This is a genomic window from Streptomyces pyxinae, assembly GCF_024756275.1.
Lineage (GTDB): Bacteria > Actinomycetota > Actinomycetes > Streptomycetales > Streptomycetaceae > Streptomyces > Streptomyces pyxinae.
In genome coordinates this window covers 157,673-177,034 of sequence record NZ_JANUGQ010000009.1, presented here as the reverse complement: position 1 = coordinate 177,034, position 19,362 = coordinate 157,673, and the positions used below count along the sequence as shown (strand labels likewise).

Here is a 19,362-nt window from a genome sequence, read left to right as displayed (position 1 = left end):
GGCGTGACAGCAGATGGTCTGCCTGTCGCTGACTGGGCCGGTGGGGGGCCGGTGTCGGACCGGCCGACGGTTGACTTGGCGGAGCGGTACGCGGGGGCGTACCGCCTCAGTGGAGCAGGCTGCCCTGGAGCTCCGCGCGGAGATCCGGGGTGAGGACGCTGCCGGCCCGGTCGACCAGCAGCGCCATCTCGTAGCCGACCAGACCGATGTCGCAGTCCGGGTGCGCCAGTACGGCCATCGAGGAGCCGTCCGAGACGGACATGATGAAGAGGAAGCCGCGCTCCATCTCCACCACCGTCTGGCTGACCCGGCCGCCCTCGAAGATCCGGGACGCCCCCGCTGTCAGCGAGGTCAGCCCGGAGGCGACGGCGGCGAGCTGGTCGGCACGGTCGCGGGGGAAACCCTCCGACATGGCCAGCAGCAGTCCGTCGGCGGAGACCACCACCGTGTGGGAGACACCCGGGGTGTTGCCCACGAAGCTGGTGATCAACCAGTTCAGGTTCTGCGCCGCCTGGCTCATCGGTCTCAACTAACGCTCCTGCTGGTGAGAAGGGCCGATGTCGTAGCTGCCGGTGGACGAGTTGCCCGCCTGCCGGCCCTGCTGGATGCCCCGGCGCAGGTTGGTCAGCCGACCGCGCACATCGTCCGGGGCGCGCGAGACCTGGGGCCCGCTCTGGTGGTTCTGCTCCTGCGCGGTGCCCGCCACCAGATTGGCACGCGGCACCCGCTTGGGCAGACCCGAGGTGGTGATCCCGCCCGCGGCGGGCTTCCGCGCCCGCTCGGCCTGGCGCACCAGTTCGTCGTTGGGGGAGGTCCGCCACTGGCCGGTGGTGGACGACTCCTGGGCGGAGTGCGGCACCACCGGGTGCTGGACGGTCTCGTCGTGGCGCGGGTGGCCGCCGCCGTTCGCCGCCGGGGTCCCCTGCTGGTCCGGCCGGCCGCCCTCGGGGGCACCGTGGAACCAGTTGGTCTCCAGCGTGTCGTAGAGCGGGGTCCGGCCGTCGCCCGCGCCGGCCGGCGGCAGGGCGTCCTGCCGCTGCGGCGCGCCGTAGCCGTCGCCGGCCGGCAGGCCCAGCGGGTCCTGCCCCCGCTCCGGGGCGAAGCCCTGGTTCTGGCCCTGGCCCTGGTTCGGCGCCTGGCCCTGGTGCTGGTTCCGGTGCTGCGGCTCGCCGGCGCCGGGGCGTGCGAACTGGCCGGTCGAGCCCGGGTCCTGGGCGTAGCCGCCGTGGCCGGGGTCCTGGGCGTAGCCGTCGCGGCCGGGGTCCTGGGCGTAGCCGTCGCGGCCGCCGTGGCCGTCGGGGAGCCCCTGGCCGTACCCGCCCCGGTCCTGGCCGTAGCCGTCGCGGGCCCGGTGGCCACCGGTGACGTCCGGCTCCTCGTGGCCGCGCGGCCCGTCCTGCGGGGTCGCGGACCGGGCGGGCCCGGGCTGCGCCGGTACGGCGCCCCAGCTGGTGGCCGCCGGGCGCGGGGCGCCCTGGGCGGAGCCGCCGGGCAGCTCGGGGCGCTGGGCGTCGGGAGCGGCCGGGCGCTGCTCGCGCCCGGGGCCCTGGTCGCGGCGGCCGGCCGGGGGCACCGGGCCGGCGCCGGGCCGGTCGGTGCCGCCCAGGCGGCCGGGGGCCTGGCCGCCGGCACCGTTGCCGAAGCCGGACTGGCCGGGGGCGCCGGAGCCGTTGCCGAAACCGGGCTGCTGGGGGGTGCCGGAGCCGGGCTGCTGGGAGCCGGCCGGGCCGGGGGCGGAACCGCCCCAGACGTCGGAGCGGCTCGGGAGACCGCTGCTCGTCGTGCCCGCGGTGCCCGGCGCGCCCGGCGTTCCCGCCGCGCCCGCCGCCGACGGTCCGCCGAAGAGGTTCTGGTCGCCGTTCCCGCCGCGCGCCGGGGCGCGGTCCTGCGGCTGCGGGCGGCGGTTCGGGCGCTCCTGGCCCGGCCGGGCGCCCGCGCCGGCACCGTTGCCGCCGCCGAACAGGCCGCCGCCCTGCTGGGGGCCGCCGCCCGGCCTGCCGGGGGCGTCGTCGCGGCCGGGCAGCGCGGCCCGCGGGCCCTGGCCGCCGCCCTGGTTGCGGGCCGCGCCGGCGCCCGCGCTCAGCAGGCCGGCGGCCGAGCCACCGCCGCCGGAGCCGCCGGGCAGACCGGGGCGTCCGCCACCGGACTGGCCGGGGCCGCCGGGGAGCCGGCCACCGGGCGCGGACGGGGCGCCCTGGCCGCCGGGTCCGGCCTTCTGCGGCTTGCGGCCGCCCTGGGCCACGTCCACCGGGAGCATGACGAGCGCGGTCGTACCGCCGGAGTCCGAGGGACGGAGCTGGATGCGGATGCCGTGCCGGAGCGACAGCCGGCCGACCACGAACAGACCCATCCGGCGGGAGACCGAGACGTCCACGGTGGGCGGCGAGGCGAGCCGCTCGTTGATCGCGGCCAGGTCCTCGGGGGAGAGGCCGATACCGGTGTCGTGGATCTCCACCAGCACCCGGCCGTCGGGCAGCGCGTGACCGGTGACCCGCACCTTGGTCTGCGGCGAGGAGAACGAGGTGGCGTTCTCCAGCAGCTCGGCGAGGAGGTGGACGAGGTCGTTGACGACCCGGCCGGCCACCTCGGTCGGCGGCACCGAGGCCAGTTCGATGCGCTCGTACTGCTCCACCTCGGAGGCGGCGGCACGGAGCACGTCGACCAGCGGGACGGGCCGGGTCCACCGGCGGCCCGGCTCCTCACCGGCGAGGACGAGGAGGTTCTCACCGTTCCGGCGCATACGGGTGGCGAGGTGGTCGAGCTTGAAGAGCGAGGAGAGCTGGTCCGGGTCGGCCTCGCGGGACTCCAGCTCCGAGATGAGGGAGAGCTGACGCTGGATGAGGCCCTGGGAACGGCGCGAGAGGTTGGTGAACATCGCGTTGACGTTGCCCCGCAGCAGGGCCTGCTCGGCGGCGAGTCGGACCGCCTCGCGGTGCACGTCGTCGAAGGCCGCGGCCACCTGGCCGATCTCGTCCCGGGAGTGGACGCCGACCGACTCCACGGAGGTGTCCACGTCCTGCGGGTCGGACTCGGAGAGCTGCTTGACCAGCTCGGGCAGCCGGTCCTGGGCGACCCGGGTGGCGGTGTCCTGGAGCCGGCGCAGCGACCGGATCATGGAGCGGGACACCACGAAGGCGCCGACCAGCGACACCCCGAGCACCAGCAGGATCAGCGCACCGCTGATGATCGCCTCGCGCTCGGACTCCGAGCGGAGCTCACGGGCCTTGGTCTCCATCTCGCCCAGCAGGGTGGCCTCGATGCTGTCCATCGCCGTGATCTTGGTACCGGACGCGTCGGCCCAGTCCTTGAAGGTACGGGGGGAGTTGCTGATGCCCATCGGGTCGGTCAGCGCCCGGGTGGCGTAGGAGTCCGCCTCCTGGATGGCCGCGTTGCCCTCGTTGAGCGGGGCCAGCAGCTCCTCGGCGTTGCCGCCGTTGGAGGCGTAGATGGACTGGAACGACTTGAGCGCCGCGTCCTCGTTGGTGCGGGCCGCCTCACCGTAGAGACGGTCGTTCGGGTTGATCTTCTCGGCCTGCAGCTCCTTGCCCAGACCCGCGGGACCCGGCAGCGAGGCGGCGATGATGGCCCGCTGCATGGAGGCGTACTCCTTCGCGGAGGAGAACGCCGCCAGCGCACGGGTGCGCTTGATCATCTCGGGGTTGCTGGTGGCCTGGGCCATGTCCTGGGAGAGGCTCAGCAGCGACTCGATGACCCGGTTGTAGGCGTCGACGGTCTGCGACTTCTGCCGCTTCGGGTCGAAGGCGTCCTGCCGGATCGAGGCCAGGGTGACGACCTGGGTGCCGATCTGGCTCACATTGGCGCGGATGGCCTGGAGGGCCTCGTCGCCCTGGGTGTCACCGATCTTGTCGGTGGCGTTGAGGAACGCCTTCTGCGCCTTGTCGGTGGCGTCCCGCCGCTCGACGACCGTGGCGTTCTCGTTCGGCTCGCGGCCGGTGGCGAGCGGACCGGCCGACTCGTCGCGCTCCTTCTGGAGCGCCTTGGCGAGGTTGGTCGCCTCCCTGGTCAGCTCGGTGAGCAGCTGCATGTGGTCCAGCTGCTCCATGCGCTCCATGGATTCGCTGATGCGCATGCCACCGAGGGTGGTCGCGGCGACCACGGGGAGGGCGAGCAGGGAGACCAGTCGGGTACTGATGCGCCAGTTGCGCAGGGCTATTCGGGGGCCGGTGTCGGACGGGCTCTTGGGGCCCTTCGCCGCCTTGCCCTTGCCCGGACCCGCCGGCTTGCCGTCCGCCGGCTCGGCGGAGGGCGCCGCACCGGCGGCGCGGCCCGCGCGGGCGGTACGGCCGGAGTGCGCCGGGCCCGCCGCGCCCGGAGCCTGCGCGTGGTCGGTGGGGGCACCGCCCGTCACGGCTCCTTGGCTCTGGGGGTGCTGGGGCGAGGAGCCGCGGTCGGTCCCGCCGCGCGGCTCCTGCTCCGCCGCAGCGCTGCCATCCCTCTTGAAACGTCCCTGCACTAGCGTCGCAACCTCTGGACCAGGCGTCTTTCCGCTCGCGCGGAGAAGACGGTGTCGGCGTCTTGGAGCGCCGTGGCGCTCGTTCGGTGGTCGTGAGTGACCGGTGCGGCTCCCCCCTTCCCGCCACTCACTCGGCGCTGCGTCGCGCCGCTGCACGCCGGTCCTCGAACCCGCGGCGGTCCGTGGAATTCCAGCACAGTGCCGGATCTCCAACAAGGGCGGCGGAAGCCACCCCGCCGGGGGTCACGGCTTGTGAGTAATGGGTGACCGGTTGTGGAGGAAGTGCGATGACAAACCGGGCGTGTCCGTGCGAGTCGCCCAAGGGTAGGGCGTGTCCCAGTCGCCATGATCAGGAGCGGAATGACGCATTCAGTCACTCGATGTCCGTTTCCGCCACCCTCTGAGGTGGCCCGGAATGCCGGAATTGCCCAGCAACCGGTGACCAAACTCACATATGGATCGTTGCCTTCTCCCGGTATTCCCGGGGAATCCCATGTTTAGCCTGACGCTTTACAGGGATGGGGAATCCGTCAACCCGCGCCGCACCGGCGCCCGACTCCGAGGTCTGACACCACTCATGAAGACGACGCTGCCGATCCGCGCCATCGCCAACCCGCGCCGCACCACGCTGGTGCACCTCGCCGACGCCGGCGAGGTGGCGCGCGCCGTCCAGCCGGAGCACACCACCGATCTTCCCGCCAGCACCGCCAACCCCCGCCGCACCGTGCTGATGGAGGCCCCGGTGGCCGTCCCGGTCTCCTGAGCTCCACCGTCCCGGCCTCCCGGGCCGCCCTGAGCCGCCGCCCCGCCCGCTGAGGTCGTTCCGGCCTCCGGGGGCCGCCGCCCGGTCTCCCGGAGGGCCCCCCGCGGGGCACCCCGCCGCGGCACCGCCCGCGCCGGCGGTGCCGGCATCCGGCCGCCCGCCCCGTGACCTCGGTCGTCCCGCGACCTGGCCGCCACGGGCGGGCGGCCGTCCGCGTTAGCCTGGAGCGTCAGATCTCCGGCCAGCGAGAGCAGAGGGGCGCAAGGCAACCGTGCGCATCGCCAGATTCTCCATCGACGGCAATGTCGCCTTCGGCGCGGTTGAGGGAGACGGCCCCGACGGCCTCGTCCTCGACATCATCAAGGGCATTCCGTACGCCGACTTCGAGCTCAGCGGCACCAAGGTCCCGCTGGAGAAGGTCCGGCTGCTGCCGCCCGTGCTCCCCAACAAGATCGTCGCCATCGGCCGCAACTACGCCGAGCACGCCCGGGAGCTGGGCAACGAGGTCCCCGAGGCGCCCGTCGCCTTCTTCAAGCCCACCACCTCGGTGATCGGCCACGGCGACGCCGTCGAGTACCCCGCCTTCTCCCAGGAGCTCCACCACGAGGCCGAGCTCGCCGTCGTCATCGGACGGATGTGCCGGGAGGTCCCGCGCGAGCGGGTCAAGGACGTGGTCTTCGGCCTCACCTGCGCCAATGACATCACCGCCCGGGACGTCCAGCGGCGCGAGAACCAGTGGGCCCGCGCCAAGGGCTTCGACACCTCCTGCCCGCTCGGCCCCTGGGTGGAGACCGGCACCGGTCTCGCCGCGGTCGCCGCGGGCCTGGGCGTCCAGTGCACGGTCAACGGCGAGCAGCGGCAGCTCGGCACCACCGCCGACATGCTGCACTCCGTCGAGGACCTGGTGGTCCACATCACCGAGGCGATGACCCTGCTCCCCGGTGACGTCATCCTCACGGGCACCCCGGCCGGGGTCGGACCACTCTCCGTCGGCGACGAGGTCGCCGTCACCATCGAAGGCATCGGCACTCTCACCAACAAGGTGATCAAGCGTGGCTAACGCGAACGTCCGCGTACGTTTCTGTCCCTCCCCGACCGGCAACCCCCATGTGGGACTGGTCCGCACCGCCCTGTTCAACTGGGCGTTCGCCCGGCACCACCAGGGCACCATGGTCTTCCGCATCGAGGACACCGACGCGGCGCGCGACTCGGAGGAGTCGTACCAGCAGCTCCTCGACGCCATGCGGTGGCTCGGGCTGGACTGGGACGAGGGCCCCGAGACCGGCGGCCCGCACGCCCCGTACCGCCAGTCGCAGCGGATGGACATCTACCGGGACGTCGCGGAGAAGCTGCTGGCCGGCGGGTACGCCTACTACTGCTACTGCACCACCGAGGAACTGGAGACCCGCCGCGACACCGCCCGCGCGGCCGGCCGCCCCTCCGGCTACGACGGCCACTGCCGGGTGCTCACCGCCGAGCAGGCCGAGGCGTACGCCGCCGAGGGCCGTCCGGCGATCGTCCGCTTCCGGATGCCCGACGAGCCGATCACCTTCACCGACCTGGTCCGCGGCGAGCTGACCTTCACCCCGGAGAACGTCCCGGACTACGGCATCGTCCGGGCCAACGGCAATCCGCTCTACACGCTCGTCAACCCGGTCGACGACGCGCTGATGGAGATCACCCATGTGCTGCGCGGCGAGGACCTGCTCTCCTCCACCCCGCGCCAGATCGCGCTCTACAAGGCGCTGATCGAGCTGGGCGTCGCCAAGACCGTCCCGTCCTTCGGCCACCTGCCGTACGTCATGGGCGAGGGCAACAAGAAGCTCTCCAAGCGCGACCCGCAGTCCTCCCTCAACCTCTACCGGGAGCGCGGCTTCCTCCCCGAGGGCCTGCTCAACTACCTCTCGCTGCTCGGCTGGTCGTTCTCCGCCGACCAGGACGTGTTCACCGTGCCCGAGATGATCTCGAAGTTCGAGATCACGGACGTGAACGCCAACCCGGCCCGGTTCGACCTCAAGAAGGCCGAGTCGATCAACGCCGACCACATCCGCCTGCTGGACGTGAAGGCGTTCACCGCCGCCTGCGAGCCCTGGCTGCGGGCCCCGCACGCCCCCTGGGCCCCGGAGGACTTCGACCGGACCGCCTGGGAGGCCATCGCGCCGCACGCCCAGACCCGGCTGACGGTCCTCTCCGAGATCACCGCCAATGTCGACTTCCTCTTCCTCCCCGAGCCGGTCCGGGACGAGGCGTCCTGGACCAAGGCGATGAAGGAGGGCTCGGACGCCCTGCTGACCACCGCCCGCGCCAAGCTGGCCGGGGCCGACTGGAACAGCCCCGAGTCGCTGAAGAACGCGGTGCTGGCGGCCGGCGAGGAGCACGGCCTGAAGCTCGGCAAGGCCCAGGCGCCGGTCCGGGTGGCCGTCACCGGCCGCACGGTCGGTCTGCCGCTCTTCGAGTCGCTGGAGGTGCTGGGCAAGGACCGCACCCTGGCCCGCATCGACGCCGCGCTCGCCCGGCTCGCCGGATAACGGCGCCCGGTCGGGATCTTCCGTACGCCTCTCCCGTACGCCTCCGAGGGCGGCGGCCACCCGGCCGCCGCCCTCCGTCGTACCCGGAGCGGCCCCGGCACCCCGAGCGGCCCCTCTCCCCGGAACGGCCCCGGGCCTCGTCGTACCCCGAGCCGCCCCCGGATCCGGAACGCCCCCGTCCGCGTCCCGCGCGGGGTAGCGTCGGCCGCATGCCGATCCGCGCGGTTCTCTGGGACATAGACGACACGATCTTCGACTACGCCGGCGCCGACCGGGCCGGGATGCGGCAGCATCTGCTCGCCGAGGGGCTGGAGCAGGGGCACGGCTCGGTGGAGGACGCCCTGCTGCGCTGGCGGGAGGCGACGGAGGTCCACTACGCCCGGTTCGCGGCCGGTGAGACCGACTGGCCGGGCCAGCGCCGGGACCGGGTGCGCGCCTTCCTCGGCCTGTCGCTCACCGACGCCGAGGCGGACGCCTGGTTCGACCGGTACATCGTCCACTACGAGGCCGCCTGGCAGCTCTTCCCGGACACCCTGCCGGTGCTGGACCTGCTGGCCGCCGACTACCGGCACGCGGCGCTGTCGAACTCCTCGCTGATCAACCAGGAGCGCAAGCTGCGGGTGCTCGGGGTGCGCGACCGGTTCGAGGCCCTGCTCTGCGCCGCCGACCTGGGTGTCGCCAAGCCCCACCCGGACGCCTTCCACGCCGCCTGCGACGCCCTGGGGCTGCCGCCCGCCGAGGTGGCGTACATCGGCGACGAGCCGGACATCGACGCGCGCGGGGCGGTGGAGGCGGGGCTCACCGGCATCTGGCTGGACCGGACCGGCCGGGGCGGCCGCCCCGAGCTGACCCGGATCACCGACCTCTCCCAGCTGCCGGGGGTGCTGCGCGGAGGAACCCGTTTTGGAGCCCCGCAGACCTTCGGGTAATGTTCTTCCTGCGCCGAGGGGAGCGGGCCGGAAGGCCGGAGCCCCGAAAGCGTCAAAAACCCGAACAAGATCCTCGCAGAGGGTTGAGTTTTGGTGGCCTATGGTGTAATTGGCAGCACGACTGATTCTGGTTCAGTTAGTCTAGGTTCGAGTCCTGGTAGGCCAGCTCGCAGAGCTCATCTGCAAAGCCCCCGTTGTGTAGCGGCCTAGCACGCTGCCCTCTCAAGGCAGTAGCGCCGGTTCGAATCCGGTCGGGGGTACAGATCCTTCCCGCGAGGTCACCAAGGTCGCACCCGTGACCTCGATGCAGGATCGCTAGGGCCCCCGTTGTGTAGCGGCCTAGCACGCCGCCCTCTCAAGGCGGTAGCGCCGGTTCGAATCCGGTCGGGGGTACTGGTCTAAACCACCATGGGCTATGGTGTAATTGGCAGCACGAGTGATTCTGGTTCATTTAGTCTAGGTTCGAGTCCTGGTAGCCCAGCGCGTCGCAAGATGCAGGCCCCCGTTGTGTAGCGGCCTAGCACGCCGCCCTCTCAAGGCGGTAGCGCCGGTTCGAATCCGGTCGGGGGTACGTCACGGAGAAGCCCTCCCCAGTGCGGGGAGGGCTTCTCCTTTTGGTGCGCCGGGTCCTTTGGCGTGTCCGGCGCGCCCGTGGACACGTACGCCCCTGAGCGTTCCGTCCGGGCGCCCGGACACAAGTCCGGCCCACTGCCGCGGCGTTGAGACGGTGGGCCGGCAGGGCTCGGTGGGCCGGCGCTCCGGCGGCCGGTGCGCGGCCGGGGGAGCGGAGCGGCGGGTCAGCCGGAGCGGCGCAGCGCCTCGGACAGCCGGCCGGCCGCGTCGATCACCGCCTGGGCGTGCATCCGGCCCGGGTGCCGGGTCAGCCGCTCGATCGGTCCGGAGACCGAGACGGCGGCCACCACCCGGTTCGACGGCCCCCGCACCGGCGCCGAGACCGAGGCCACACCCGGCTCCCGCTCCCCGATCGACTGGGCCCAGCCCCGGCGCCGTACGCCGGAGAGCGCGGTCGCCGTGAAGCGGGCGCCCTGGAGGCCCCGGTGCAGCCGCTCCGGCTCCTCCCAGGCCATCAGGATCTGGGCCGAGGAGCCGGCCTTCATGGTGAGCGTGGAGCCGACCGGCACGGTGTCCCGCAGTCCGGACAGCCGCTCCGCCGCGGCGACACAGATCCGCATGTCGCCCTGGCGGCGGTAGAGCTGGGCGCTCTCGCCGGTCACGTCCCGCAGATGGGTCAGCACCGGTCCGGCCGTGGCCAGCAGCCGGTCCTCTCCGGCCGCCGCGGCCAGCTCGGCCAGCCGGGGGCCCAGGATGAACCGGCCCTGCATGTCCCGCGCCACCATTCGGTGGTGCTCCAGTGCCACGGCCAGCCGGTGGGCCGTGGGCCGGGCGAGCCCTGTCGCCGCGACCAGCCCGGCGAGGGTGGCCGGACCGGACTCCAGGGCGCTCAAAACCAGTGCTGCCTTGTCGAGAACGCCGACGCCGCTAGAGTTGTCCATGAAACGATACTCCCGTCTCACTCTGTGAAACGCAAGTTCAATTTTCCAGGGATCTTGCCACTCTGGAAGTCGCGGCCCTGCCACCGAGGGATCGCCGCCGGCGTCCGGAATGCGGGATACGGACGCGGGCCCACACGTCTCTGAGAAGTGCCGCGCCGATCCGGCCGGCCGGAGGGAAAGCGATGGGTAGGACACTCGCGGAGAAGGTCTGGGACGACCATGTGGTGCGGCGCGCGGAGGGCGAGCCGGATCTGCTCTTCATCGATCTGCATCTGTTGCACGAGGTGACCAGTCCGCAGGCGTTCGACGGGCTGCGGCAGAACGGCCGGCGGGTGCGGCGGCGGGATCTGACCATCGCGACCGAGGACCACAACACCCCGACGCTGGACATCGACAAGCCGATCGCCGATCCGGTCTCGCGCGCGCAGTTGGAGACGCTGCGGGCGAACTGCGCGGAGTTCGGGGTGCGGCTGCATCCGCTGGGCGATGTCGAGCAGGGTGTGGTGCATGTGGTGGGGCCGCAGCTGGGGCTGACCCAGCCGGGTACCACGGTGGTGTGCGGGGATTCCCACACCTCCACCCATGGCGCGTTCGGGGCGCTGGCGTTCGGGATCGGCACCTCGCAGGTGGAGCATGTGCTGGCCACCCAGACCCTGCCGATGGCCCGCCCGAAGACCATGGCGATCACGGTGGAGGGCGAACTGCCCGAGGGGGTGAGCGCGAAGGATCTGATCCTGGCGGTCATCGCCCGTATCGGCACCGGCGGCGGCCAGGGCTACATCCTGGAATACCGGGGCCCGGCCATCGAGCGGTTGTCGATGGAGGCGCGGATGACCGTGTGCAACATGTCGATCGAGGCCGGTGCCCGGGCCGGGATGATCGCTCCGGACGAGACCACCTTCGCCTACCTCAAGGACCGCCCCCACGCCCCCCGGGGAGCGGACTGGGAGGCGGCGGTGGCCTACTGGCGGACGCTGCGCACGGACGCGGACGCGGTCTTCGACGCCGAGGTGGTCATCGACGCCGCCGCGCTGGCGCCGTTCGTGACCTGGGGAACCAACCCCGGCCAGGGCGCCCCGCTTTCCGCCTGTGTCCCCGATCCGGCATCGTACGAAGACGCCTCGCAGCGCCTGGCCGCCGAGAAGGCCCTCAACTACATGGGCCTGAGCGCCGGGCAGCCGCTGCGCGGGATCCGGGTGGACACCGTCTTCGTCGGCTCGTGCACCAACGGCCGTATCGAGGACCTGCGCGCGGCCGCCGCCGTGCTGGCCGGCCACCGCGTGGCCGACGGGGTGCGGATGCTCGTCGTGCCCGGCTCCGTACGCGTCGCCCTCCAGGCCGTCGAAGAGGGCCTGGACCAGGTCTTCACCACCGCCGGGGCGGAATGGCGGCACGCGGGGTGCTCGATGTGTCTGGGCATGAACCCCGACCAACTCGCCCCCGGGGAGCGTTCGGCCTCCACCTCCAACCGCAACTTCGAAGGCCGCCAGGGCAAGGGCGGGCGCACCCATCTGGTCTCCCCCCAGGTCGCCGCCGCCACCGCCGTCCTGGGACACCTCGCCTCCCCCGCCGACCTCACCGAAGCCGCCGCCCCCGCCACCGCCGGAGTCTGAGAACCTCATGGAAGCCTTCACCACCCACACCGGCCGGGCCGTCCCCCTGCGCCACGGCAACGTCGACACCGACCAGATCATCCCCGCCCACTGGCTGAAGAAAGTCACCCGCGACGGCTTCGAGGACGGCCTGTTCGAGGCCTGGCGCCGCGACCCCGACTTCGTCCTCAACCACCCCGAACGCCAGGGCGCCACCGTCCTGATCGCCGGCCCCGACTTCGGCACCGGCTCCTCCCGCGAACACGCCGTCTGGGCCCTGCAGAACTACGGTTTCAAAACCGTCATCTCCTCCCGCTTCGCCGACATCTTCCGCGGCAACTCCCTCAAGAACGGCCTGCTCACCGTCGTCCTCGCCCAGGAGACCATCGACGCCCTGTGGGCCCTGACCGAAGCCGACCCCACCACCCCCGTCACCGTCGACCTCCACACCCGCCAGGTCCACGCCCCGGGCATCACCGCCGCCTTCGACCTCGACGAGAACGCCCGCTGGCGCCTCCTCAACGGCCTCGACGACATCAGCATCACCCTCCACAACGAACACCAGATCACCGCCTACGAGGCCACCCGACCCACCCACAAACCCCGCACGCTGACCATCTGACCCCCTCCGGCGCCCGGGCCCGACCCGCCCGGCGCCCCGCCTTCCCCCGATGCCCCCGGCCGACTTCCGGCCGGGGGCATCGTCGTCCGTACGGCCCTGCCTCTGGCTCGTCCCGGCTCGCGTCGGTAGGTTGGCGTGAAACAGACCTTGCGGAGCAGCCGAACGACAGTGCGCCGCCATCCGGCTGACAGTCGGCGGAGGCGTCCGGACGGTCCGCCGACGCGCCTCACCGGCCGTCGGAAGCGGGCCCAACCACCCTTCTGAGCAAGGAGTTTGAGGTGGAACACCGGGGTGCCGGTGGAGGGGTCGGGCAGGGCCCGATCCGCCCCCGCGACAGGCCAGTTAGACCCTAAGCAGGCGACAACTCGCCCCAGATGGCACAATCGAGGCATGGAACGCGACAGCCAACTCGAACTCTATGAGGCGGTCGCGGCCCGACTGAAAGAAGCGCACTCCCGAGTGCGCGCACTGCAAGTCCCGGAGGGCGTAAGGATGGCGCTGTCCCGGAAGCTGCTGGTCGTCACGGCCGCGGCGAAGCACGATCTCGCGGGTGCCGCAAGGCGCCTGGACCGGTTGATGAAGGACCTCGACGAAGGCCGATTCCCTGAAGGTGACTAACACTCCAACTCCGCACGGGTCGCGGCTTTCGGGACTTCGTTGCGGCACTAGGGTGATTAGCCCGTTTCGTGTTTGATTTGCGGTAAATATCTGCCTAACGTGCGAAAAGCTTGAACACTTTCGTTCCGGCAATGTCTCCGAAGGGGAAGACGTGAACAAGGCGCAGCTCGTAGAAGCGATTGCCGACAAGCTCGGTGGCCGGCAGCCGGCCGCGGACGCCGTAGATGCCGTGCTCGACGCGATCGTGCGGGCCGTCGTCGCCGGTGACCGGGTCTCGGTCACCGGCTTCGGTTCGTTCGAGAAGGTCGACCGCCCGGCGCGGTACGCCCGCAACCCGCAGACGGGTGAGCGGGTCCGGGTGAAGAAGACCTCGGTGCCGCGCTTCCGCGCGGGCCAGGGCTTCAAGGACCTGGTGAGCGGCTCGAAGAAGCTGCCCAAGGGTGGCGAGGTCTCGGTGAAGAAGGCGCCCAAGGGCAGCCTTTCGGGCCCGCCGCCCACCATCGCCAAGGCCGCCGCCAAGAAGGCCGCCGCCAAGAAGACCACCGCCGCCGCGGCGAAGAAGGCCGCCGCCAAGAAGGCCACTCCCGCCGCCGCGGCGAAGAAGACCGCCGCCGCCACCGCCGCCAAGAAGGCCACCCCGGCCACCAAGAAGACCACCGCGGCGGCCAAGAAGGCCACGCCGGCGAAGACCACCGCCGCCAAGAAGGCCACCGCCACCAAGACCGCGCCCGCGAAGAAGACCACGGCGAAGAAGGCGCCGGCCAAGAAGACCACGGCGCGCAAGACCGCGACCGCCAAGAAGACCAGCGCCTCGCGCACCGCGAAGTAACCGCCGGAGCACACGGCGACAGCTCGCGCAGCCGCTCACACGCCGGGCCGGGCTCCCTCCGGGGAGCCCGGCCCGCGGTGTGCCGGGGCGCCGTACACCGTGACCGCCCGGGTCCGGCCACCCGCGCGCCTCCGGCGGCCGGCGGTCGGAAGGCGCGGTCAGAAGGTCTGGAGCGTCACCAGGGTGATCCGCAGCGCGGAGCCCTCGCCCTCGGTCTCGATCCGCACCCGCTGGCCCGGCCGCAGCAGCCGCAGCCCGCCCGCGTCGAAGGCGGCGGCCGGAAAGTCCACCGGGGTGCCGTCGTCGAGCAGCACGCTCCCGCTGCGGGTCTCGGGGTCGTATGTGTACGCGGTCGCCTGCATGAACCGCAGCCTAACCGGCGCACCCGGGCCCGGCCCGACCGGCGTACGCGGCGCCCTGCCGGGCCCCTGCGCCCACCGCCGACGCGGGCCCCGGCCCCCGCGCCCACCGGGCATGCCCCGGCCCTGCCCGGGCCCCGGTCCAGGCGCGCACGGACCCCGGCCCACCGGTGCACGCGGACCGCGCCCGGACCGTTCTCCGACCGGGGCCCTAACCGGCGTACGCGGCCCAGCGCTCGGCGGTGCGCGGCCCCACTCCCAGGGCGAGCGCCGCCCGCAGATCGTCGCCGGTGTCCACGTCCCGGCGTACCGAGTCGACTCCGGAGATCCCGATTTCCACCGCGCCCGACGACAAATGGCGCAGCCGTGACGCCCCGCCGAAAGCCGGGCGCAATTCCACTCCGGGCGCCGCGGTCAGCAAAGTCGTTCCGATATCGGCGGCGTCCGCCAGAAATGCGCGCGGGAATTGTCCGGCCGCCCCGAGCACCCGGAACAGTTCGGCGGGCCGCAGGGCCGGGAGGTCGGCGTTGAGCGTGGCCACCGGGGCGTCCGGCCGCCGGGCCCGCACCGCCGCCGCCCCGTGCGCCAGGGCCGCGTTGAGCCCCGCCGCCGGCCGGTCGGCCACCGTACGGGCGCCCAGCGCGGCCAGCGGACCGGCGGCGGCCGGGTCGTCCGTGACGACCACCACATCCCGTACCGCCGGGCAGGCCAGCGCCGCCGCCACCGTGTCCAGCGCGAACGCCAGCGCCAGCCCCGGCCGGTCCGGCGCTCCGGGCCCGGCGCCGGCCAGCCTGCTCTTGGCCAGCGCCAGCGGTTTCAGCGGTACGACCAGGGACCAGGGGCCGGCCGGGCCGGGCGTCGTGGGAAGCTCTCCGTCCTTCTGCATCGGCCTCATTGTGGTGCCTGCGCCGATCCCCGCGCGGCGCCCCCCGGCCGGTGGCGGCCCCGGCCCGCGACGCCGGTGGGGGAGGCGGGGCGTACGGTGTTGCTCGACATACCTGGGGGCCGGGGCGACACTTGACCCCCGGCAAGCCAGTGACAGAGGAAGGTGTCCGAGTGTCCCGCCGCAGAATCGGCTTCTGGTACCGCCTGGCGGCGGTCATCGCAAAACCGCCGCTGGTGGTTCTGTTCAAGCGGGACTGGCAGGGAGTGGAGCACATTCCGGCCGACGGCGGATTCATCACCGCCGTCAACCACAACTCGTACCTGGATCCGCTCTCGTACGCGCACTACCAGTACAACACCGGGCGGGTCCCGCGCTTCCTGGCCAAGGCGGCGCTCTTCAAGGGCTCCTTCGTCGGCGCGGTGCTGCGCGGCACCGGGCAGATCCCGGTCTACCGCGAGACGACCAACGCCCTGGACGCCTTCCGCGCCGCCGTCGCCGCCATCGAGAGCGGCGAGTGCGTCGCGTTCTACCCGGAGGGCACCCTCACCCGGGACCCCGCCATGTGGCCGATGGCCGGCAAGACCGGCGCCGCCCGGGTCGCCCTGCTCACCAGGGCGCCGGTCATCCCGGTCGCCCAGTGGGGCGCCAACCTGGCCATGCCGCCGTACGCCAAGCAGGACAAGCTCCGCCTCTTCCCCCGCAAGACCCTGACCGTGCGGGCCGGAGCCCCGGTGGACCTCGACCGGTTCTACGACAAGGAGCCGACCCCCGAGGTGCTCCGGGAGGCGACCGAGGCCATCATGGCGGCGATCACCGCCCTCCTGGAGGAGGTGCGGAACGAGAAGGCACCCGCCCGGCCCTACGACTACCGCAGGGCCCGTCTGGAACAGCGGCGCAGGGCCGCGGGGGAGGAAGCGAAGTGACACACCCCGTCACGGCCGCCGTCTACGGCACCGGCTCCTGGGGAACGGCCTTCGGCATGGTGCTCGCCGACGCGGGCTGCCGGGTGACCCTCTGGGGCCGCCGCAAGGAGATCGCCGACGCGGTCAACAACGACCGCGTCAACCCGGACTACTTCCCGGACGTCGAACTGCCCGCGACGCTGCGGGCCACCACCGACCCCGCCGAGGCGGCGGCCGGTGCCGACTTCACCGTCCTCGCCATCCCCTCCCAGACCCTCCGGGAGAACCTGGCCGCCTGGGCGCCCCGGCTGGCCCCGGACACCGTGCTGGTCTCGCTGATGAAGGGCGTCGAACTCGGCACCGCCAAGCGGATGAGCGAGGTGATCGAGGAGGTCGCCGGGGTCTCCCCGGACCGGGTCGCCGTGGTCACCGGACCCAATCTGGCCCGGGAGATCGTCGGCCGGATGCCCGCCGCCGCCGTCGTCGCCTGCCGCGACGAGGAGGTCGGGCGGCGGCTCCAGACCGCCTGCCACACCCCGTACTTCCGCCCGTACACCAACACCGACGTGGTCGGCTGCGAGCTGGGCGGCGCCGTGAAGAACGTCATCGGTCTCGCCGTCGGCATCGCGGACGGCATGGGCCTCGGGGACAACGCCAAGGGCTCGCTGATCACCCGGGGCCTGGCCGAGACCACCCGGCTCGGCCTCGCCATGGGCGCCGACCCGCTGACCTTCGCCGGTCTCGCGGGCCTCGGGGACCTGGTCGCCACCTGCTCCTCGCCGCTCTCCCGGAACCACACCTTCGGCACCAACCTGGGCCGGGGCATGACCCTCCAGGAGACGATCGCGGTCACCAAGCAGACCGCCGAGGGCGTCAAGTCCTGCGAGTCGGTGCTGGATCTGGCCCGCCGGCACGGGGTCGACATGCCGATCACCGAGACGGTCGTCTCCATCGTCCACGAGGGCAAGCCGCCCCTGGTGGCGCTCAAGGAGCTGATGTCGCGCAGCGCCAAGCCCGAGCGCCACTGATCGCTCCGGGCCCGGCCCCCGACCCGCCGCGCTCCGCACCTCGGGGCGGGTCGGTCCCGGCATGCCCCCGGGTCGGGGCCACGCGCGGTGGGGGAGGTCCCCGTTCGCCGGTCGAACGGGTACTCTCATCGCGATATGAGCAGCGAGAACCTCCCCTCCAGCACCGGGCGCAAGCCGCGCGTGGCCGTCGTCTTCGGCGGACGCAGCTCCGAGCACGCCATCTCCGTCGTCACCGCCGGCGCCGTACTGCGCGCCATCGACCGGTCCGTGTACGACGTGCTGCCGATCGGCATCACGCACGACGGCCGCTGGGCGCTGACCGCCGACGAACCGGAGCGCATGGCGATCACCGGCCGGGAGCTGCCCAGCGTCACCGAGCTGGCCGAGTCCGAGGAGGGCTCGGTCGTCCTCTCCGTCGACCCGCGCAACCGCGAGGTGGTCTACAGCGAGCCCGGCTCGGTGCCCAAGGTCCTCGGCGACGTGGACGTGGTCTTCCCGGTGCTGCACGGCCCGTACGGCGAGGACGGCACCCTCCAGGGTCTGCTGGAGCTGGCCGGAGTGCCGTACGTCGGCGCCGGTGTGCTCGCCTCGGCCGTGGGCCAGGACAAGGAGTACATGAAGCGGGTGTTCACCTCCTTCGGGCTGCCCGTCGGCCCGTACGAGGTCATCCGCCCGCGCGACTGGGAGCGCGACCCGGCCGCCGCCCGGCAGCGGATCGTGGACTTCGCCGGCGAGCACGGCTGGCCGCTGTTCGTGAAGCCCGCCCGGGCCGGCTCCTCGTTCGGCATCACCAAGGTGGACGACGCCTCCGGGCTGGACGCGGCGATCGAGGAGGCCCACCGCCACGACCCCAAGATCCTGGTCGAGTCGCTGCTCACCGGGCGCGAGATCGAGTGCGGGGTGCTGGAGTTCGAGGACGGGCCGCGGGCCAGCCTGCCGGCCTGGATCCCGCCCGTCACCGATCACGACTTCTACGACTTCGAGGCCAAGTACATCGACTCCGCCTCCGGAGTGGTGCCCGCCCCGATCACCGAGGAGCAGACCGCCGAGGTCCAGCGGCTCGCGGTCGCCGCGTTCGAGGCGGCCTCCTGCGAGGGCCTGGTCCGGGCGGACTTCTTCCTCACCGACGAGGGCGAGTTCGTCATCAACGAGATCAACACCCTGCCGGGCTTCACCCCCATCTCCATGTACCCGCGCATGTGGGAGGCGTCCGGCGTCGACTACCCGGAGCTGGTCGACCGGCTGATCCGGGCCGCCCTCCGCCGCCCGACCGGCCTGCGCTAGCCGGAGCCCGTCCGGCGGGAGCCCGTCCCACGGGACCCGTCCCGCCCCGGGGAGCCCCCGTCCTGGGTCCCGTCCCGCGCGTCCCACGGGAGTCCGTCCCGTGGGACGCGCGGGTGTGCGGGCCTGCCGTCCGTTCCGCCGCCGGATCTGGGCCCGGCGGTCGTACGGCGGTACAACCGTACGGTCGCACCGACCGGCGGCCCGGGTGCGCTCGCACGGGCGCCCGGCGTGCGCGGGGCGGCCGGGCCGGGGCGGCCCGGGAGGGCTCAGAGGGTGGAGGGAATCGTCCCGCGCACCGCGGCGGCGAGATCCGCGAGCGGGGTGACATCGTGCGCGTACCGCTTGTCCAGCGACACCTCGACATACGCCTTGCGGTAGGTGGTGGTGAGCCGGGGGCCGGAGTCCGGCCGCTGCTCCACCAACCAGTCGACCCCGTCCGCCTCGACCGCGTTCGCCTGCGGATCGTTCATCCGGGGGGGCCGGGGGACCCCGCAGCGCAGTACGATCGCCCCGTCCCCCCACCCGGCGGTCAGTTCGGAATCCGGTGCCGGGTCGTTCCGGTCCAGCCCCCCGGCGGTCCCCGGGAGTTCCTTGTGCAGGGCATGGCACAGGGTGGCTTCCGCGGCCGGCGGCCGGGGGACCGGGGCCGTCCACTCCGCGTCGGCGGGGGAGGAACAGCCCGCGGCCGCCGGCAGGACGACGGCGGCCGCGAAGAGAAAGCGGGGGAGCCGGTGGGAAAAGGTCACCGGCCCAGCGTAGACGGGGGCTAGAGGTGGACCACCGGGCAGGTCAGGGTGCGGGTGATCCCCTCCACTTGCTGGATCTTGGCGACCACCATCCGGCCGAGTTCGTCCACGGTGTCGGCCTGGGCCCGCACGATCACGTCGTACGGCCCCGTGACGTCCTCGGCCTGGATCACCCCCGGCATCTTGGCGATGGTCTCGGCGACGGACGACGCCTTGCCCACCTCGGTCTGAATCAGGATGTACGCCTGTACCACGGAACCTCCAGGGCGGCCACGAGGATCTTGTGGG

General features: G+C 72.7%; 18 protein-coding genes and 5 tRNA genes. 16 read left to right on the top strand and 7 right to left on the bottom strand.

The window, feature by feature from the left end; all coding sequences use genetic code 11:
- Positions 1–106 precede the first annotated feature (106 nt).
- Entirely contained in the window at positions 107–520 is a 414-nt protein-coding gene (locus tag NX801_RS13320; protein WP_258787907.1) for a roadblock/LC7 domain-containing protein, read from the bottom strand.
- Positions 521–529: 9 nt separating this feature from the next.
- The gene (locus NX801_RS13315; RefSeq protein ID WP_258787827.1) at positions 530–4,474 is read right to left on the bottom strand and encodes a sensor histidine kinase; all 3,945 of its coding nucleotides are present in this window, start codon (positions 4,472–4,474) and stop codon (positions 530–532) included.
- A gap of 577 nt (positions 4,475–5,051) precedes the next feature.
- On the opposite strand from NX801_RS13315, the gene NX801_RS13310 reads away from it, so the two are divergent.
- The 9 genes from NX801_RS13310 (at position 5,052) to NX801_RS13270 (ending at position 9,265) form a co-directional block, all read left to right on the top strand.
- Positions 5,052–5,237 carry a hypothetical protein gene (locus NX801_RS13310; RefSeq protein ID WP_258787825.1) on the top strand — a complete coding sequence of 62 codons (186 nt, stop codon included), beginning with the start codon at positions 5,052–5,054 and terminating at the stop codon, positions 5,235–5,237.
- Between the two features lie 271 nt (positions 5,238–5,508).
- Complete coding sequence (locus tag NX801_RS13305; RefSeq protein WP_258787823.1) at positions 5,509–6,297, top strand: fumarylacetoacetate hydrolase family protein; 789 nt, start codon at positions 5,509–5,511, stop codon at positions 6,295–6,297.
- Positions 6,290–7,765, top strand: a complete 1,476-nt coding sequence (gene gltX, locus NX801_RS13300; protein WP_258787821.1) for a glutamate--tRNA ligase — start codon at positions 6,290–6,292, stop codon at positions 7,763–7,765. The genes NX801_RS13305 and gltX overlap by 8 nt, the downstream gene beginning before the upstream one ends.
- Before the next feature lie 209 nt (positions 7,766–7,974).
- Positions 7,975–8,694: an HAD family hydrolase gene (locus NX801_RS13295; protein ID WP_258787819.1), complete on the top strand. Its 720-nt coding sequence runs from the start codon at positions 7,975–7,977 to the stop codon at positions 8,692–8,694.
- A gap of 94 nt (positions 8,695–8,788) precedes the next feature.
- Positions 8,789–8,860, top strand: a tRNA-Gln gene (locus tag NX801_RS13290).
- Positions 8,861–8,881: 21 nt separating this feature from the next.
- Positions 8,882–8,954, top strand: a tRNA-Glu gene (locus NX801_RS13285).
- A gap of 60 nt (positions 8,955–9,014) precedes the next feature.
- Positions 9,015–9,087: transfer RNA gene (locus NX801_RS13280), tRNA-Glu, on the top strand.
- 16 nt (positions 9,088–9,103) lie between these two features.
- A tRNA-Gln gene (locus tag NX801_RS13275) sits at positions 9,104–9,175 on the top strand.
- A 17-nt stretch (positions 9,176–9,192) separates the two neighbouring features.
- Positions 9,193–9,265: transfer RNA gene (locus tag NX801_RS13270), tRNA-Glu, on the top strand.
- 226 nt (positions 9,266–9,491) lie between these two features.
- Here NX801_RS13270 and ndgR read toward each other — a convergent pair.
- A complete protein-coding gene (gene ndgR / locus NX801_RS13265) occupies positions 9,492–10,208 on the bottom strand; it encodes an IclR family transcriptional regulator NdgR (protein ID WP_058942291.1) in 717 nt (238 codons plus the stop codon).
- Between the two features lie 182 nt (positions 10,209–10,390).
- On the opposite strand from ndgR, the gene leuC reads away from it, so the two are divergent.
- From leuC to NX801_RS13245, 4 genes are all read left to right on the top strand, one after another.
- Positions 10,391–11,821, top strand: coding sequence for a 3-isopropylmalate dehydratase large subunit (gene leuC, locus NX801_RS13260; protein ID WP_258787817.1), 1,431 nt, complete (start codon positions 10,391–10,393; stop codon positions 11,819–11,821).
- A 7-nt stretch (positions 11,822–11,828) separates the two neighbouring features.
- Positions 11,829–12,422, top strand: coding sequence for a 3-isopropylmalate dehydratase small subunit (leuD, locus tag NX801_RS13255; protein ID WP_258787816.1), 594 nt, complete (start codon positions 11,829–11,831; stop codon positions 12,420–12,422).
- A gap of 390 nt (positions 12,423–12,812) precedes the next feature.
- Positions 12,813–13,040 (top strand): SCO5555 family protein, encoded by a 228-nt coding sequence (locus NX801_RS13250; protein ID WP_258787815.1) that lies wholly within the window; start codon positions 12,813–12,815, stop codon positions 13,038–13,040.
- Between the two features lie 151 nt (positions 13,041–13,191).
- Entirely contained in the window at positions 13,192–13,869 is a 678-nt protein-coding gene (locus tag NX801_RS13245; RefSeq protein ID WP_258787814.1) for an HU family DNA-binding protein, read from the top strand.
- Positions 13,870–14,027: 158 nt separating this feature from the next.
- Here the strand turns inward: NX801_RS13245 and NX801_RS13240 are convergent, their stop codons facing one another.
- Together NX801_RS13240 and cofC are read right to left on the bottom strand one after the other, a co-directional pair.
- A complete protein-coding gene (locus NX801_RS13240; RefSeq protein ID WP_258787813.1) occupies positions 14,028–14,231 on the bottom strand; it encodes a hypothetical protein in 204 nt (67 codons plus the stop codon).
- A gap of 208 nt (positions 14,232–14,439) precedes the next feature.
- The gene (gene cofC, locus NX801_RS13235; RefSeq protein ID WP_258787812.1) at positions 14,440–15,114 is read right to left on the bottom strand and encodes a 2-phospho-L-lactate guanylyltransferase; all 675 of its coding nucleotides are present in this window, start codon (positions 15,112–15,114) and stop codon (positions 14,440–14,442) included.
- A 170-nt stretch (positions 15,115–15,284) separates the two neighbouring features.
- Here cofC and NX801_RS13230 point away from each other — a divergent pair, with 170 nt between their 5' ends.
- From NX801_RS13230 to NX801_RS13220, 3 genes are all read left to right on the top strand, one after another.
- A complete protein-coding gene (locus tag NX801_RS13230; protein WP_258787811.1) occupies positions 15,285–16,037 on the top strand; it encodes a lysophospholipid acyltransferase family protein in 753 nt (250 codons plus the stop codon).
- Positions 16,034–17,044 carry an NAD(P)H-dependent glycerol-3-phosphate dehydrogenase gene (locus tag NX801_RS13225; RefSeq protein ID WP_258787810.1) on the top strand — a complete coding sequence of 337 codons (1,011 nt, stop codon included), beginning with the start codon at positions 16,034–16,036 and terminating at the stop codon, positions 17,042–17,044. Before NX801_RS13230 ends, NX801_RS13225 begins: the two co-directional genes overlap by 4 nt.
- Positions 17,045–17,179: 135 nt before the next feature.
- On the top strand, positions 17,180–18,328 hold the full coding sequence (locus NX801_RS13220; RefSeq protein ID WP_258787809.1) for a D-alanine--D-alanine ligase family protein: 1,149 nt from the start codon (positions 17,180–17,182) through the stop codon (positions 18,326–18,328).
- A gap of 266 nt (positions 18,329–18,594) precedes the next feature.
- On the opposite strand, the gene NX801_RS13215 is transcribed toward NX801_RS13220, so the two are convergent.
- Both NX801_RS13215 and NX801_RS13210 read right to left on the bottom strand, forming a co-directional pair.
- Entirely contained in the window at positions 18,595–19,074 is a 480-nt protein-coding gene (locus NX801_RS13215; RefSeq protein ID WP_258787808.1) for a DUF3515 domain-containing protein, read from the bottom strand.
- Between the two features lie 20 nt (positions 19,075–19,094).
- Entirely contained in the window at positions 19,095–19,328 is a 234-nt protein-coding gene (locus NX801_RS13210) for an Lrp/AsnC family transcriptional regulator (protein ID WP_258787807.1), read from the bottom strand.
- Positions 19,329–19,362: the final 34 nt, after the last annotated feature.

What these genes read in the sequence shown, in the direction of transcription:
- leuD (WP_258787816.1), top strand. Translation starts at nt 11,829, where the DNA reads ATGGAAGCCTTCACCACCCACACCGGCCGGGCCGTCCCCCTGCGCCAC.
- cofC (WP_258787812.1), bottom strand. Translation starts at nt 15,114, where the DNA reads ATGCAGAAGGACGGAGAGCTTCCCACGACGCCCGGCCCGGCCGGCCCC.
- NX801_RS13250 (WP_258787815.1), top strand. Translation starts at nt 12,813, where the DNA reads ATGGAACGCGACAGCCAACTCGAACTCTATGAGGCGGTCGCGGCCCGA.
- NX801_RS13240 (WP_258787813.1), bottom strand. Translation starts at nt 14,231, where the DNA reads ATGCAGGCGACCGCGTACACATACGACCCCGAGACCCGCAGCGGGAGC.
- NX801_RS13295 (WP_258787819.1), top strand. Translation starts at nt 7,975, where the DNA reads ATGCCGATCCGCGCGGTTCTCTGGGACATAGACGACACGATCTTCGAC.
- ndgR (WP_058942291.1), bottom strand. Translation starts at nt 10,208, where the DNA reads ATGGACAACTCTAGCGGCGTCGGCGTTCTCGACAAGGCAGCACTGGTT.
- leuC (WP_258787817.1), top strand. Translation starts at nt 10,391, where the DNA reads ATGGGTAGGACACTCGCGGAGAAGGTCTGGGACGACCATGTGGTGCGG.
- NX801_RS13220 (WP_258787809.1), top strand. Translation starts at nt 17,180, where the DNA reads ATGAGCAGCGAGAACCTCCCCTCCAGCACCGGGCGCAAGCCGCGCGTG.
- NX801_RS13320 (WP_258787907.1), bottom strand. Translation starts at nt 520, where the DNA reads ATGAGCCAGGCGGCGCAGAACCTGAACTGGTTGATCACCAGCTTCGTG.
- NX801_RS13310 (WP_258787825.1), top strand. Translation starts at nt 5,052, where the DNA reads ATGAAGACGACGCTGCCGATCCGCGCCATCGCCAACCCGCGCCGCACC.